Origin of the sequence: Streptomyces sp. NPDC005955 (assembly GCF_042871255.1) — a bacterium.
GTDB lineage: Bacteria > Actinomycetota > Actinomycetes > Streptomycetales > Streptomycetaceae > Streptomyces.
Map to the genome: position 1 here is coordinate 371,958 of NZ_JBIAIF010000001.1, position 14,070 is coordinate 386,027.

Consider the following 14,070-nt stretch of genomic DNA (forward strand, 5'->3'; position numbering starts at 1 on the left):
CGCCCGGGACACCGCCTCCGTGGGTGATCGCCGTGCACCCCCACTTGCACGGCGAACCCCGCCCGCAGCGCCGCCGTTCCCCGGCGGCGCTGCGGTGCGTCCCCACCCCGGCCGCGGCGCCGGCCGAAGCCCCCGGACTACGATCGCTTCCGGACCACGGGACGGGGACGGACATGGGTGGGCAGACGGACCTCCGCGACGCCAGCGCCCTCGCCGAACGGCTGGCGCAGGGCGTACCGCTGGCACGGGCACTGCCCGACCCGCAGCCGCACGACTGGCTGGCCCTGGACGAGGGCGTGCGGTGGCGCAGCCGGTACGGGTCCGGGGGACCGCGGCCCGGGTGGGAGCGCCCCGCCCTGCTCCACGCCGGCACCGCGCTGCTCGACGACTCCCGACTCGCCCTCACCCTCTGCCACCGCGACGGACGCGTCCGGGCCGCCGCCCTGCACCCCGCGAAGACCCGGCCCGCCCTACTGCCCCTGGTGGTGATCCGCTGCGCGGACTGGGCGGAACCGGTGCGCACCCGCGCCCGGGACATCCTGGCAGCGACCCTCGACGGCGACTCGGCCACCGCCCTCGCACCGCTGCTGCTGCTCGTCGGCCGGGGCGAGCGGGGCGCCTTCGGCCTCCGACTGCTCGACGGGGTGCTGCGCGCGGCGCCCGACGACCGGCTCCGCGTCCTGTTCGACTCCCCCGACCGCGGGGCACGGCGGTACGCGTACCGGCTCGCCCTGGAGACCGGGCGGTTGGACCCCGGGGAACTGGCCCGGACGGCCGCCCGGCGCGGCGAGGACCCGGTGGTCCAGGACCTGTGCGCGACGGCCGCCCTCGCGGCCCTGCCGGACGTGTTCCGCTCCGCCGACGCCCACGAGGACGTGCTCGGACCGCTGTTGTCCGCGCGCAACCCGCGCTGCCGCTCGGCCGGGGTCACCGCCCTGCGCCGCACGGGCCGACCGCAGCGGGCGGAGCCCTTCCTCGCCGACCGCTCGTCGGTGGTGCGGGCCTGCGCCCGTTACGTGGTGCGGCAGGCCGGCGGCGACCCCTGGGCGTGGTACCGGGCGCGGTGCGCGGCACCCGACGATCCGGACCTGGCGCCGGGCGCGGTGATCGGGCTGGCGGAGGGCCACCAGCAGGCGGACGCGGAGCTGCTGTGGCCGTTGCTCGCCCACCCGGCGCCGGCGGTACGGGCCCGGGCGGTCGCCGGGCTGCGGGAGTTGGACCTCGCCCACGGGGACCGGCTGCGCCGCCTGTTGGACGATCCGGCGCCCGGGGTGGTGCGCGAGACGACGACGGCCCTGCTGCCGTGGGCGCCCGGGCTGCCCGCCGAGTGGCTCCTGGACCGGGCCGGGCCCGGGCGGCCCCGCCACGTCAGGGCCGCCGCGCTGCGCCTGCTGATGGCGCGTGTCGGGAGCGGGGAACTGCGGGCGGTGGAGCGGCTGCTGGCGGACGCCGACCCGGAGCTGCGGGTCCGTGCGGAGCGGTGGGCGCAGCGCTGATCGTCCGCCGCTCGGGCGGCCGAAGCCGGGGGTGCCGAAGCCGGGGCGGCCGAAGCCGGGGGTGCCGTCAGAAGAAGTCGCCCCACGGCTGGTCCAGCACCTGCTTGACGCACAGCACCACGAACAGCAGCCCGGCGAGCCCGAGCACCGCGTTGCTCAGCGGGCCGTTGCGCCATTGACGGGGGGTGCGCGACGAGTTGAGCAGCCAGATCAGGGTCAGCGACAGGAACGGCATGAACGCGGCGCCCAGCACCCCGTACAGGATCACCAGACGGAACGGCTGGCCCTGGAACAGCAGCACCATCGGCGGGAACGTCAGCCACAGCAGATAGCCGCGGAACGCCCAGGAGCGCTGCCGTTCACCGGAGGCCACCGACGCGCCGGTGCCGCCCGCGGGGCCCTCGCGCAGTCGGCCGACGAAGTCCGCGAACATCAGGCTGACGCCGTGCCACACCCCGATCAGCGAGGTGAACGACGTGGCGAAGAACCCGATGAGGAACAGCTTGGCGGTGGCGGTGCCGTAGCGGTCCTCCAGCACCTCGGAGAGGTCGAGCAGCCCGCGGTCGCCGCTGGCGATGGCGACGCCCGAGGAGTGCAGCAGTTCGGCGCCCACGAACAGCATGGAGATCACGAACACCCCGGTGGTCGCGTACGCCACCCGGTTGTCGAACCGCATCACCTTCATCCATCCGGGGCCGGTCCACCCCTTGGCGTTGACCCAGTACCCGTACGCGGCGAGGGTGATCGTCCCGCCGACGCCGCCGATCAGGCCGAGCGTGTTGAGGACCGCGTCCTTCTCGTCGGGCAGGACGGGCAGCAGTCCGGCGAACGCGTCGCCGAGGTTCGGGGTCACCCGTGCCGCGAGGTACACCGTCACCACGAACATGACCCCGACCAGGACGGTCATGGCCTTCTCGAACACGGCGTACCGGTTGAACCAGACGAAGGCGAGCCCCACCAGTCCGCACACCACGCCCCAGGTGCGCAGGGACCAGCCGTCCGGGAAGAGCGCCTGCAACGGCAGCGCGCTGGAGGCCATCGCGGCGGCCCCGTACACGAAGCCCCAGACCACCACGTACACGGCGAAGAACACGGTGGTCCACCGGCCGAGGCTGTGCCACCCGTCGAACAGGGTGCGTCCGGTGGCGAGGTGCCAGCGGCCGGCGGCCTCGGCGAGGGAGATCTTGACCAGGCAGCCGACGACCGCCGCCCAGAGCAGGGTGTATCCGAAGTTGCTGCCGGCGACCAGGGTCGCCACCAGGTCGCCGGCGCCGACGCCGGTCGCCGCGACGACGATGCCGGGTCCGATGTAGCGCCAACTCGACTTGCGCGGAGGGGTACCGGAGGCTTCCGGCACGGATGTGGGGGTGTCCGTTGTCTCGGCCATCCCTCCAAGGAACCGCAGACGCCCCCGTCCCACAAGACCCGCGGCCGAGCGCGCCGTCGGCGTTGACGGCCTCGCTCAGCCCTTGGTGCCGTCCCCGTCGATGACGTCGCGGGCACGGGTCAACTGACGCTCGCGGGCGACGCGCAGTTCGGAGAAGTAGGCCGCGTTCCCGTCGATGATCCGCTGTCCATGGGCCTTCTCCGCGGCGAAGCGCCGGTCCACCAGCCGCACCTTGTTCTTGCACGTCACATCGGCCACGGCCGTGGCGATCTCCTCCGGAGCACGATAGGCCGACGGATCTCCCTCTTCCTGTCGCCAGCGCGGATCTTCCGCTGCGGCGTCGGGAGAGGCGTACGGGAACCCGGCGTCCTTCATGCAGGAACGCCATTCAGCGACGGCACGCACCACATCGGGATCGCGTTGCGCTCCCTCGTACGACTGTTTCCGGAACTTCTGGTAGTTCGTCTGCTGGACGTTGACGCCCCGATCGATGTGCGCGTCAGCCTCCTGCCGGCACTTCCACGAGGTTTCCCACTCGCTCTCGGTGAGTTCTGATCTACGTTCCTTTATGTCCGCACGGAACTGTCGTGACTCATCGGAGAAAAGGAGCTCAGCGGACGTACGGTATCCGTAGGTCTTGGCCACTTCGATTTCGATCACGCCGTAGCGAAGGCGATTCATCCAGTTCACCTCCCGCTGGGGGGCGCGCACGACTCTCCATTCGTGTCCGCTCTGCTTCATGCAGTCCCGGATCAGGATGTCCACCGCCTCGGACACGGTGTTCCGGTCGGGCTCGGAGAGTTGATAGGAGTCGATCGGGAAGACGAGGGAAGTGGCCTGCCGAGTGGCTGCGGGCGGGCGGGCTTCATCGGCGGTTCCCCCGGGGCCGGGGTCCGAGCAGCCCACCAGCGACAGGGAACCGAGGGACACCGTGCCGAGGGCCCAGTGCGACCAGTGGCGCCGACGCACGCCCCACCTCTCTCTGTGACGAACGGGATCAAGCCTGATCAGGGTGTACTGGCCGCGCACCGTCCCGCTCCGGGGTGCCGCGCGGCGATCACACCGCACCCCGGAGGGCACGCCCTACATGTACAAGGAGCTGGCCTTGTTGCCCATGTTGTGCGGGGCGCGGGAGAGATCCGTGACGTTCTCCTTGTAGTCCAGGAAGGTCATTTGGCCGCGGGCGTAGCTGTCCTCGAAGATGGTCACGAACTGGTCGCAGGTACTCTTGGCCGAATTCGCGTCATCGTTCATGAGCTTGCCGTTGTCCCATCGGTCCCCGGCAAAGGTCTTGTCCTCGCCCTGGAAATCCCGCTTCCCGTCTCGGTACCCCGCCGTCGCGTAGAGCGTGACCTTACAGTGAGGGGCAAATTGGCGACCCCCCTCGTTGCTCCCCTCTGCCGCGCCGGCGGCGGGCGAGAAGACGAACAATCCGGCCACACAGGCAGCCGCCGTTCCGAACGCGATACCCATCTTTCCCAGACGCACGAGTGAACCTCTCTCGAATAGTTTCCCTTGGAGAGATCTCAATCTCAGGAGGATGATTTGTCAACGCTCGATTTTCGAGTGGACTTCCAGATGGCGTGCAGCGAGCCGTCCGTAAGCGGATCGAGCGGCACTTGCACAGGGCACACAACCTGCGAGGACAGCAAAAAAGACCGCTTTGTTCTTCGATTCCCGAAGAATGCGCGGCCGAAAACGGACGCTACCCAACCAGCGGGTCCCATTCCCCCTGATGACGGACGCGGCGCGCGCTGTCCGACCCACGGGAGGGGGCGGATTCGACAGGGGAGGTCCAGTCCTTCCGCGGTGGGGGCATCGCGCGCCGGGGCGGCACCGGTTCGGCGCTGCCCGGCCCCCGCTCGACACGGCTTCACCACGTGCTGCCCGCCAGGACGAGGACGAGGGCGACGAGGAGGACGCACCGTTGCCACCGCGTCACCACCGCGGTCAGCTCTCGGTGTCGAGTCCGAGGTGTTCCTCCAGCCGCGCGATGCGCCGGGTCACCGGTGCGAGTTCCGCGCGCAGGACCGCGGCGAGCTCCTGTCGGGCGTCGGCCGGCACCGCCGGTCGGTCCTGCCCGGTCTGGGCCCGCAGGTGGACGTAGCCGGCCAGCGCGGCGCTGACGGCGCGGCGCACGAGCTTGGGGTCGGCGCCCAGGGCCCGCAGCACCTGGCCGGCGGCGCCGTCGGGTTCACCGACCAGACCGAGCAGCAGGTGTTCACAGCCGACGTAGTTGTGGCCGAGGCCGATCGCCTCGGTGACGGCCAGTTCGACGGCGTTGGCCGCGGGGCCGTCGAACCGGCTCGGATCGGTGTCCGCCGGCACGGGGCGGTGGTCTCCGGGCTGCCGGCGAGCCAGGTCACGTGCGACCTGCTTCGGCTCGATCTCCAGGGCGCCCAGGACGTGCAGGGCCAGGTTGTCGCCCTCGTCCAGCAGGGCGGCCAGCAGGTGTGCGGTTCCCAGTCGCGCCGCTCCGGCGCTCTCCGCCCGCTCGACCGCGAGGGTGAGCACGGTGCGCGTGCGTGCGGTGAAGTGCGCCAGTGCGCCGGTCGGTTCGTCGTCGAGGTCGGTCAGCACCGTCTCCCGGATGGCGGTCACGCGGCGCACGGCCTGTTCCAGGGCGCGCTGGCACACGGCGGACACCGGTACGCCCGCCAGCTTGACCGCCTCGGCCAGTTCATCGGGCAGATAGACATTGATCTTTGGCATAACCCCAACGTAACCCCACTGGGGTTATGAAGGGAGGCGATAATCGGCCGCGTTCCTCGGGTGCGGCGCGCACGCGGGCACGACGCAGCGGGGCCCGGTCCGAGGAGATCTCGGACCGGGCCCCGCTGCGTCGTCAGTCGTGCGTCGTCAGTCGCCCTTGCGCGACTTCCCGGCCGCACCGGGCTTGCCGGGCTTGCCGGGCTTCGCGGACTCCTTGGCGTCCGCCGTGTCCGCCTCGTCAGCGGCGTCAGTGGTGTCAGCGGCGTCCGGGGACTCCACCTCCGGGCGGTCCTCGGCCCCGGCGGCATCATCCGCGTCCGCGTCGTCGAACCAGGCGTCCAGCGCCGCGTCCAGCTCCTCGGACCACCGGGTGAGCTCGGCGCGGGACGAGGCCCGGATCTCGTTGGGGTACCAACGCCGGTCCGGGGTGTGGACGTAGAGCGTCAACCGGCGCGGGAAGCGGCCGGTGGTGATCTCCAGGGCGCCGATCTCGTCCCAGGTCCACTCCGCGGCCTGGTCGTCCAGCGTGAACCGGACGCCGGTCGCGTCCACCACGATCGACCCGCGCCGGTCGGACACCTCGAACACGGGCCCGTCGGACGCCTCAGCGCCGGCGGCTGGCTCCTCGTCCGAGGAGTCGCCGTCCGCCTCCGTCCGGGAGTCCGCGGCGGATTCCGGCTCCGGGTCTGACTCCGGGTCCGGGTCCGGGCCGGAGTCCGTGCGGTCCACCACCCCCGGCTGGGGAACCGCGACGGGCGTCGCGAGGCCGGGGACGTGCGCCGGGTCGATGGCGGCGGCGTCGACGAGCGAGGGGTTCTTGCCTATGGGCTCCACGGCACCGCAGTATGGCCGAGATTCCTGTGACGTGCATGAGCGGGGTACCCAATCGTGACGGACACGCCCGGAAAGGCCGGTTCCTCCGGTGCCGGTCGCTAGACGAACAGGCTGAGTACCGCGGCGACGGCGAAGCCGGCCACCGACAGCACCGACTCCAGGACGGTCCAGGACTTCAGCGTGTCGCGCTCGGAGATGCCGAAGTACTTGGCGACGATCCAGAACCCGCCGTCGTTGACGTGGGACGCGAAGATCGAGCCCGCCGAGATGGCCATGATGACGAGGGCGACGAACGGTTGGGAGTGGTCCCCGGCCTCGATCAGCGGCCAGACGATCCCCGCGGTGGTGACGATCGCGACGGTCGCCGAACCCTGGGCGACCCGCAGCACCAGCGAGATCAGGTAGGCCAGCACGATCACCGGCAGCCCGAGGTCGTTGAACGTGTCCGACAGGGCCTGGGCGACCCCGCTGCCCTTGAGCACGGCTCCGAAGACCCCGCCGGCGCCGACGACGAGCAGGATGTTGCCGACCGGCTTCAGGGACGAGGTGGAGACCGTCTCCAGGGACTTGCGGGACCAGCCGCGGCGCACGCCGAGCAGCCAGTACGCCATCAGCAGGGCGATCGTCAGGGCGACGAAGGGGTGCCCGAAGAACTCGATCACCGAACGGGCGGTGGACGGGTCGAAGGCGATGGACGAGAAGGTGGCCAGCAGGATCAGCACCAGCGGGGTGCCGATGATGAACAGCACCGTGCCGAGCGGGACGGGCGCCTCGGTGGGCACCGTACCGGCGGCGCGCTGTTCCTCGGCGAGCGCGGCCCGCGACTCCTCGGCCGCCTCGACCATGTCCTGCGGAACGGGCACGAACAGCCGCTTGCCGATCCACGCGGCGTACCCCCAGGCGGCGACCACGGCCGGCACGCCGACGACGACGCCCATCAGGATGACCCACCCGAGGTCGACCTTGAGGAGTCCGGCGGCGGCGACGGGGCCGGGGTGCGGCGGCAGGAAGGCGTGGGTCATCGACAGGCCCGCGAGCAGCGGCATGCAGTACAGCAGGATCGACTTGCCGCCCCGCTTGGCCGCCGCGTAGACGATCGGCGCGAGCACGAAGATGCCGACGTCGAAGAAGACCGGGATGCCGAAGATGACGCCGGTCAGGCCCATCGCGAGGGGCGCCCGCTTCTCACCGAAGAGGCCGAGCAGCCGGGAGGCGAGGACTTCGGCGCCGCCGGACACCTCCAGGATGGCGCCGAGCATGGTGCCCAGGCCGATGATGATGGCGACGTGGCCGAGGGTGCCGCCCATCCCGGACTCGATGAGCGAGACGGCGTCCGACTTCTGGACGGTGCCGAAGAGTTGGGTGACGGAGAGTCCGGCGGCCAGGCCGACCGCGATGGAGACGGTGAGCAGCGCCACGAACGGCTGGAGCCTGACCTTGATGATCAGGAACAGCAGCAGGGCGATGCCGAGGGCGGCGACCGTGAGGAGTCCGGCGGTGCCGGGGATCAGGGCCAGCAGACCGGTGGTGGGCGGGTCGGCGGCGGGGGCGCTGCCCGCGGCGAGCGCGGGCCCGGCTATGGAGGTGGGGGCGGCCAGTGGGTACATGAGGGAGCCTCGTACTTCCGTTGCGCGCCGGGCGGTCGGGTACGACGCCGTTCGCCCCTTCGCACGAGGGGCCGTCGGACACCTTCACCGGCGCTGCGGGCAGGACGGATCGCGGCCCGGCGCCTGCGGGGGCGCCGCACCGTGACGAGTGCGGTGGTGTGGGGCCTCAGTGAGTCGTGGGGAGCCCGGGAGCCCGGTGGTCCTGGCGGAACGCGTACCGGGCCGGGTACGGGCGGGCACGGTGGTGCGGTGGCGGTCCGGGCGCCCCCGTGGCAAGAGGGGGCACCCGGACCGGCCGGCGCGCGCCGTGCGCACGGCGGGCGCCGCGTCGAGGGGCCGCGGACTGCCCCGGGGGACTCAGGCCCGGGACGGCCCCTCGACGCGAGACGTGGACGATCGAGGGGTCAGCCGAGGACGGCGAGCGCGTCGATCTCGATGAGGAGGCCCTTGGGCAGGCCCACGTACACGGTGGTGCGCGCGGCGGGCGGGGCGGTGAGGCCCTGCTCCTCGAAGTACGCGTTGTAGATCTCGTTCATCTCGGCGAAGTGGTCGACGTCCGTGAGGTAGACGCGGACCATCATCACGTCGTCCCAGCCAGCGCCGCCCTCCTCCAGGATCGCCTTGACGTTGGCGAAGGTCTGGAGGGTCTGCTCGCGCAGGGTGGGGCCGGCGGGCGTCGGGGGCTGGCCCTCGACGGCGGGCAGGAAGCCGACCTGGCCGGCGACCTGGAGGAGGTTGCCCTTGCGGACACCGTGCGAGAACTTCGCGGGCGGGGTGGTGTGGGTGGAGGGGGTGAGGGCGGTCTTCTCGGTCATGGGCGTTCCTCGGTCGGGGTGGTACGGGACGGCCCGGGTCCACCGGTGGCGGGGCCCGGGGTGGCGGCACCGGGCGCCCCCGTCCCCGAGGGGTGGGGGTTGCCGGAGTACTCGCGGCTGATGGCGTCGGCGGTGCGCCGCACCAGGGGCAGCAGGGTGAGGAGTTCGTCGGCGGTGACGACGACGTTCGGCGCGGACACCGACATCGCGGCGACGAGCCGCCCGTCGGTGCCGCGCACGGGTGCGCCGATGCAGTTGATGGACTCCTCGTGGCCACCGAGGTCGGTGGCCCAGCCCTGTTCGCGCACGGCGGCCAGTTCCCGGAGGAACGCGGCGGCGCTCGGCGTCGAACGGGACGTGTACATGGGGTAGTCGAGCCGTTCGGCGATGGCGCGCCGCTCGGCTTCGGGGAGGTCGGCGAGGAGCAGCTTGGCGACGGCGGCGACGGTGATCGCGACGGGCTTGCCGATCCGCGAGTACATGCGGACGGGGTAGCGGCTCTCCACCTTGTCGATGTAGAGGACCTCGTTCTCCTCGTACACGGCCAGGTGGACGGTGTGGCCGATCTTCTCGTTGAGGGCGACGAGGTGCGGGTGGGCGATCTCGCGCACGTCGAGGTTCTCGACGGCTTCCTGGGCGAGGGCGAAGAGCCGGGCGCCGAGCCGGTAGCGCTGGTCGGACTGCCGGTAGACGAGTCCGTGTTCGTGGAGGGTGCGCAGCAGCCGCAGGGCGGTGGACTTGTGGACGCCGAGGCGTTCGGCGACCTTGCCGAGGTCGGCGGGGCCTTCCGCGAGCAGCGGCAGGATCGACAGCGCTCGGTCGACGGTCTGGCTCATCTGGTGGGTACCTCCTCCTGGGCCCTGGGGTCGGCGTCGGTCCAGCCGGGGCCGAGTCGCAGTCTCCCCCACCCGGCGTCGTCGAGTGCGGCCAGGTGGTCGGCGCGTTCCCGGGTCGGGGGCACGGCGAGGTCGCCGGGGACGGTGAGGGCGGCGGCGGCCATCAGGTGGCCGTGGCGGAGCCGGTCGCGGACGGGGAGCCCGCGCAGGGTGGCGGAGAGGAACCCGGCGGCGAAGGCGTCGCCGGCGCCGACCGGGGCGACCACGTCGACGGTGAGGGCGGGGACGAAGGTGCGGGTGCCGTCGGCGGCGAGGGCGACGGCACCGTGGGCGCCCTGCTTGACGACGACGAGCTCGGGTTCGGGGAGGGCGGCCCGGATGGCGGCGGGCCCGCCGGTGACGCCCCAGGCGACGGCGGCCTCGTCCTCGCCGACGAACACCAGGTCACAGGAGCGGGCCAGGGACAGCAGCACCCGGCCGGCGCGCGCGTGGTCGCGCCACAGGTTGACGCGGTAGTTGACGTCGAAGGAGAGCAGCGGGCGGTCCGCGCGGGGGCCGGTCAGCTCTTCCAGCAGGGCGAGGCAGTCTGCGGAGAGTGCGGCGGTGATCCCGGACAGGTGCAGCACGCGGCCGGCGAGCAGCGCGGGCACGTCCATGGTGGCGGGGGACATCGCGGAGGCGGCGGAGCCGGCGCGGTAGTAGACGACCTCGGCGAGGGGGGCGCCGTCCGCGCCGGGGGTCTCGCCCTTGCGCACGGCGCGTTCCCCGGCGGTGCGGAAGTAGATCCCGGTGGGTCGGTGTTCGTCGCGGCGGACCCCGCTGGTGTCGACGCCGTGTTCCCCGATGGCGCGGACGAGGTGGGCGCCGAAGCCGTCCTCGCCGACCCGGCTGATCCAGCGCACGTGGTGGCCGGCGCGGGCGAGGGAGCAGGCCACGTTGGACTCGGCGCCGCCGATGCCGCGGGCGAAGGAGGGGACGTCCTCCAGCGGGCCGGGCTCGGAGGGCAGGAAGGTGACCATCGACTCCCCGAGGGTGACGGCGTCCGGCCGGTCGCCGCGCCGGTCGCCGTCCGACCGCAGGGGGGCGTCGGGGGCGGGGGTGGCGCGGGGCGTGGCGGCTCCGGATGCGGTCACGGCGGTGGGGCTCCTCACTGGTCGTCGGCTCGTGGTCGGCCGACCGTGGGACCGGTCGGGGGGCGGGCGATCGGCCGGTGGGCTCCGTTGACCCGGCGTCGGCTCGGATGTTAGACAGCTACGTGCGACATACGCAATGAGTGTTGCACATGTTGCAAAACGCACACTGGAAGTCGCAGACCCCAGGCACCCTCGCCCCGACCCCGGGAGGCTCCCATGGCCGCCGTCAACGACGACGAGCAGACCGCGACCCCGCAGCGCGCCGCCGCCCTGGCCGCACTCGCCGCCGAACGCGTCGACCACCGCTTCAAGGGGTTGCCCCCGGACGCCGAGGGCCTGACCGTCGGCGCCCTCGCCGCCGAGCGCCGCAACCTCTTCACCGGCGGGTTCACCACCCCGGTCCTGGCGCTGTCCGCCAAGCGCCTGGAGCACAACCTCGCGCTGATGGAGCAGTACACCGAGCGCCACGGCCTGGCCTTCGCCCCGCACGGCAAGACCTCCATGGCCCCGCAGCTCTTCGCCCGGCAGATCGAGCGCGGCGCCTGGGGCGTCACCCTGGCGCTCCCCCACCAGGTCCGGGTGGCCCGCGCGTTCGGCGTGCAGCGGATCTTCCTCGCCAACGAACTCGTCGACCCGGCCGCCCTGCGCTGGCTGGCCGCCGAACTCGCGGCCGACCCCGACTTCCGGTTCCTGTGTTACGTCGACTCGGTGCGCGGCGTGCAGCAGATGGACCGGGCCCTGACCGGCTCCGCCCGCCGCCTGGACGTGGTGGTGGAACTCGGCGCGGGCGAGGGCGCCCGCACCGGCGCCCGCACCGAGGCCGAGTGCGCGGCCGTCGCGGACGCCGTCGCCGCCACCTCCACGCTGCGTCTCGTCGGCGTCGCCGGCTACGAGGGCGAGGTCCCGGGCGCCGACCCCGAGCGGGTGCGGGCCTGGCTGCGCCGGCTCAACGCGCTCGCCGTCGCCTTCGACGCGGCCGGCCGCTTCGCCGGGCTGGACGACATCGTGGTCAGCGCGGGCGGCAGCGCCTGGTTCGACGCGGTCGCCGACGTCTTCGCCGAACTCCCCGCGCTCTCCGCACCGGCGCTGAAGCTGCTGCGCTCCGGTGCGTACGTCTCCCACGACGAGGGCCACTACGAGCACGTCACGCCCTTCAACCGGGTCCCCGAGGAGGGCGCCCTGCACCCGGCGTTCCGACTGTGGACGCAGGTGGTGTCCCGGCCGTCCCCGGAGCAGGCGTTCACCAACGCCGGCAAGCGGGACGCCGCCTACGACCTGGACCTGCCGGCCACCCGGACCGTGCACCGCGACGGCGTCGAGCACCCGGCGACCGGGGTGACGCTCACCGCCCTGTCCGACCAGCACGGCTGGCTCGTCACCACGCCCGAGGCCGACCTGGAGGTCGGCGACTGGCTCTCCCTCGCCCTGTCGCACCCGTGCACCGCCTTCGACAAGTGGCAGCTGATCCCCGTGGTCGAGGCGGACGGCACGGTCACCGACTTCATCCGCACGTACTTCTAGCGCTTCCAGCCCTTCCAGTACCTCCAGCCCTTTTAGTCCGCCCTACGTTCCGCTAGCCCGAGCCCGGAGGAAACGCATGGACCTGGTGATCAAGAACGCTCGTGTGGCCGACGGGACGGGCGCCCCCGCGTACCGGGCCCACGTGAGCGTCGTGGCGGGCCGGATCGCGGAGATCCACCGCACCGGCCCGCCCCCCGCCACCAGCGGGGAGACCCTGGACGCCGAGGGGCTCACCCTGGCGCCCGGCTTCATCGACATGCACGCCCACACCGACCTGGCCCTGCTGCGCGACCCCGCGCACACCTCGAAGGCCGCCCAGGGCGTCACCCTGGAGGTCATCGGCCAGGACGGGCTGTCCTACGCACCCGTCAACGACATCACCCTGGCCGCGATCCGCCGGGCCATCGCCGGCTGGAACGGCGACGGCTCCGACATCGACTTCGACTGGCGCTCGGTCGGCGAGTACCTGGACCGCCTCGACCGCGCCCACACCGACCCCGACGGCAACCGCGGCATCGCCGTCAACGCCGCGTACCTGATCCCGCAGGGCAGCCTCCGGATGCTCGCCGTCGGCTGGGAGGACCGCGCGCCCACCCCCGCCGAACTGGACCTCATGCGCGCCGAGACCGCCAAGGCGATGCGCGAGGGCGCCGTGGGCATGTCCTCCGGCCTCACCTACACGCCCGGCATGTACGCGCAGGACGCCGAACTGACCGCCCTGTGCCGGGTGGTCGCCGAACACGGCGGCTACTACTGCCCGCACCACCGCAGCTACGGCGCGGGCGCCCTCCAGGCGTACGAGGAGATGGTCGCCCTCACCCGGGAGGCCGACTGTCCGCTGCACCTGGCCCACGCCACCATGAACTTCGGCGTCAACAAGGGCCGCGCCGGCGACCTGCTGGACCTCCTCGACAAGGCGCTGGCCGAAGGCGCCGACATCTCCCTCGACACCTACCCGTACACCCCCGGCTCCACCACCCTGGCCGCCGTGCTGCCGAGTTGGGCCAGCGAGGGCGGCCCCGACGCGACCCTCGACCGGCTCCGGGACGACGCCACCGCCGAACGCATCCGCCACCACCTGGAGGAGATCGGCTCGGACGGCTGCCACGGGGTGCCCGTCGAGTGGGAGACCATCGAGATCTCCGGCGTCACCGATCCCGCGCACACGCACTACGTCGGCCGTACGATCCTCCAGACCGCCACCGCGACCGGTCGAACCCCCTGGGACACCGCCCGCCGTCTGCTCCTCGACGACCGGCTCGGCGCGACGATCCTCCAGCACGTCGGCCACGAGGAGAACGTCCGGACGATCATGCGCCACCGGGTCCACACCGGCGGCTCCGACGGCATCCTCCAGGGCGCCAAGCCCCACCCCCGGGCGTACGGGACCTTCCCCGAGTACCTGGGCACGTACGTCCGCGAGTTGGGCGTCCTGTCGCTGGAGGAGTGCGTCGCGCACCTCACCTCCCGCCCCGCCGCCCGGCTCCGCCTCGCCGACCGGGGCACGGTCCGCGAGGGCTACCGCGCCGACCTCGTCCTGTTCGACGCGGACACCGTCGCCGCCGGCTCCACGTACGAGGTGCCGCGCGCCTACCCCACGGGCATCCCGCACGTCCTCATCGACGGGAAGTTCGTGATGCGCGACGGCCGCCGCACCGACGTCATCGCGGGCCGCACGGTCCGGGGCCCCTCCTACCGTCCGACAAACGGGTGACCATCGACCTCTCCC

Annotated in this window: 12 protein-coding genes; 3 read left to right on the forward strand and 9 right to left on the reverse strand. The window is 72.6% G+C overall.

Going from position 1 to position 14,070, the window contains the following annotated elements; translation table 11 throughout:
• The first annotated feature begins 173 nt into the window (after nt 1-173).
• Nucleotides 174-1,496: a hypothetical protein gene (locus ACFYOU_RS01535; protein WP_391302635.1), complete on the forward strand. Its 1,323-nt coding sequence runs from the start codon at nt 174-176 to the stop codon at nt 1,494-1,496.
• A gap of 67 nt (nt 1,497-1,563) precedes the next feature.
• Here ACFYOU_RS01535 and ACFYOU_RS01540 read toward each other — a convergent pair whose 3' ends face one another.
• The 9 genes from ACFYOU_RS01540 to ACFYOU_RS01580 all read right to left on the reverse strand — a co-directional run bounded on the left by ACFYOU_RS01540 (nt 1,564) and on the right by ACFYOU_RS01580 (nt 10,820).
• Nucleotides 1,564-2,883, reverse strand: a complete 1,320-nt coding sequence (locus ACFYOU_RS01540) for an Nramp family divalent metal transporter (RefSeq protein WP_391302637.1) — start codon at nt 2,881-2,883, stop codon at nt 1,564-1,566.
• Between the two features lie 75 nt (nt 2,884-2,958).
• Nucleotides 2,959-3,912: a hypothetical protein gene (locus tag ACFYOU_RS01545; protein WP_391302639.1), complete on the reverse strand. Its 954-nt coding sequence runs from the start codon at nt 3,910-3,912 to the stop codon at nt 2,959-2,961.
• A gap of 54 nt (nt 3,913-3,966) precedes the next feature.
• Nucleotides 3,967-4,371 (reverse strand): hypothetical protein, encoded by a 405-nt coding sequence (locus ACFYOU_RS01550; RefSeq protein WP_391302641.1) that lies wholly within the window; start codon nt 4,369-4,371, stop codon nt 3,967-3,969.
• Nucleotides 4,372-4,833: 462 nt separating this feature from the next.
• Entirely contained in the window at nt 4,834-5,595 is a 762-nt protein-coding gene (locus ACFYOU_RS01555; RefSeq protein ID WP_391302643.1) for a Clp protease N-terminal domain-containing protein, read from the reverse strand.
• 147 nt (nt 5,596-5,742) lie between these two features.
• Complete coding sequence (locus ACFYOU_RS01560; RefSeq protein WP_391302645.1) at nt 5,743-6,429, reverse strand: hypothetical protein; 687 nt, start codon at nt 6,427-6,429, stop codon at nt 5,743-5,745.
• 98 nt (nt 6,430-6,527) lie between these two features.
• Complete coding sequence (locus ACFYOU_RS01565) at nt 6,528-8,036, reverse strand: GntP family permease (protein WP_387011069.1); 1,509 nt, start codon at nt 8,034-8,036, stop codon at nt 6,528-6,530.
• Between the two features lie 404 nt (nt 8,037-8,440).
• Nucleotides 8,441-8,851 (reverse strand): Rid family hydrolase, encoded by a 411-nt coding sequence (locus tag ACFYOU_RS01570; protein WP_391302647.1) that lies wholly within the window; start codon nt 8,849-8,851, stop codon nt 8,441-8,443.
• Entirely contained in the window at nt 8,848-9,687 is an 840-nt protein-coding gene (locus tag ACFYOU_RS01575) for an IclR family transcriptional regulator (RefSeq protein WP_385486141.1), read from the reverse strand. The genes ACFYOU_RS01570 and ACFYOU_RS01575 overlap by 4 nt, the downstream gene beginning before the upstream one ends.
• The gene (locus ACFYOU_RS01580) at nt 9,684-10,820 is read right to left on the reverse strand and encodes a PfkB family carbohydrate kinase (protein WP_391302650.1); all 1,137 of its coding nucleotides are present in this window, start codon (nt 10,818-10,820) and stop codon (nt 9,684-9,686) included. The genes ACFYOU_RS01575 and ACFYOU_RS01580 overlap by 4 nt, the downstream gene beginning before the upstream one ends.
• Before the next feature lie 216 nt (nt 10,821-11,036).
• Here ACFYOU_RS01580 and ACFYOU_RS01585 point away from each other — a divergent pair, with 216 nt between their 5' ends.
• Both ACFYOU_RS01585 and ACFYOU_RS01590 read left to right on the forward strand, forming a co-directional pair.
• Nucleotides 11,037-12,341 (forward strand): alanine racemase, encoded by a 1,305-nt coding sequence (locus tag ACFYOU_RS01585; RefSeq protein WP_391302653.1) that lies wholly within the window; start codon nt 11,037-11,039, stop codon nt 12,339-12,341.
• 76 nt (nt 12,342-12,417) lie between these two features.
• Nucleotides 12,418-14,055 (forward strand): amidohydrolase family protein, encoded by a 1,638-nt coding sequence (locus ACFYOU_RS01590; protein WP_391302655.1) that lies wholly within the window; start codon nt 12,418-12,420, stop codon nt 14,053-14,055.
• The last annotated feature ends 15 nt before the right edge of the window (nt 14,056-14,070 follow it).

Bases quoted from the DNA above. Each gene is read 5' to 3' on its own strand.
- ACFYOU_RS01535 (WP_391302635.1), top strand. From the start codon at position 174: ATGGGTGGGCAGACGGACCTCCGCGACGCCAGCGCCCTCGCCGAACGG.
- ACFYOU_RS01540 (WP_391302637.1), bottom strand. From the start codon at position 2,883: ATGGCCGAGACAACGGACACCCCCACATCCGTGCCGGAAGCCTCCGGT.
- ACFYOU_RS01555 (WP_391302643.1), bottom strand. From the start codon at position 5,595: ATGCCAAAGATCAATGTCTATCTGCCCGATGAACTGGCCGAGGCGGTC.
- ACFYOU_RS01565 (WP_387011069.1), bottom strand. From the start codon at position 8,036: ATGTACCCACTGGCCGCCCCCACCTCCATAGCCGGGCCCGCGCTCGCC.
- ACFYOU_RS01570 (WP_391302647.1), bottom strand. From the start codon at position 8,851: ATGACCGAGAAGACCGCCCTCACCCCCTCCACCCACACCACCCCGCCC.
- ACFYOU_RS01575 (WP_385486141.1), bottom strand. From the start codon at position 9,687: ATGAGCCAGACCGTCGACCGAGCGCTGTCGATCCTGCCGCTGCTCGCG.
- ACFYOU_RS01585 (WP_391302653.1), top strand. From the start codon at position 11,037: ATGGCCGCCGTCAACGACGACGAGCAGACCGCGACCCCGCAGCGCGCC.
- ACFYOU_RS01590 (WP_391302655.1), top strand. From the start codon at position 12,418: ATGGACCTGGTGATCAAGAACGCTCGTGTGGCCGACGGGACGGGCGCC.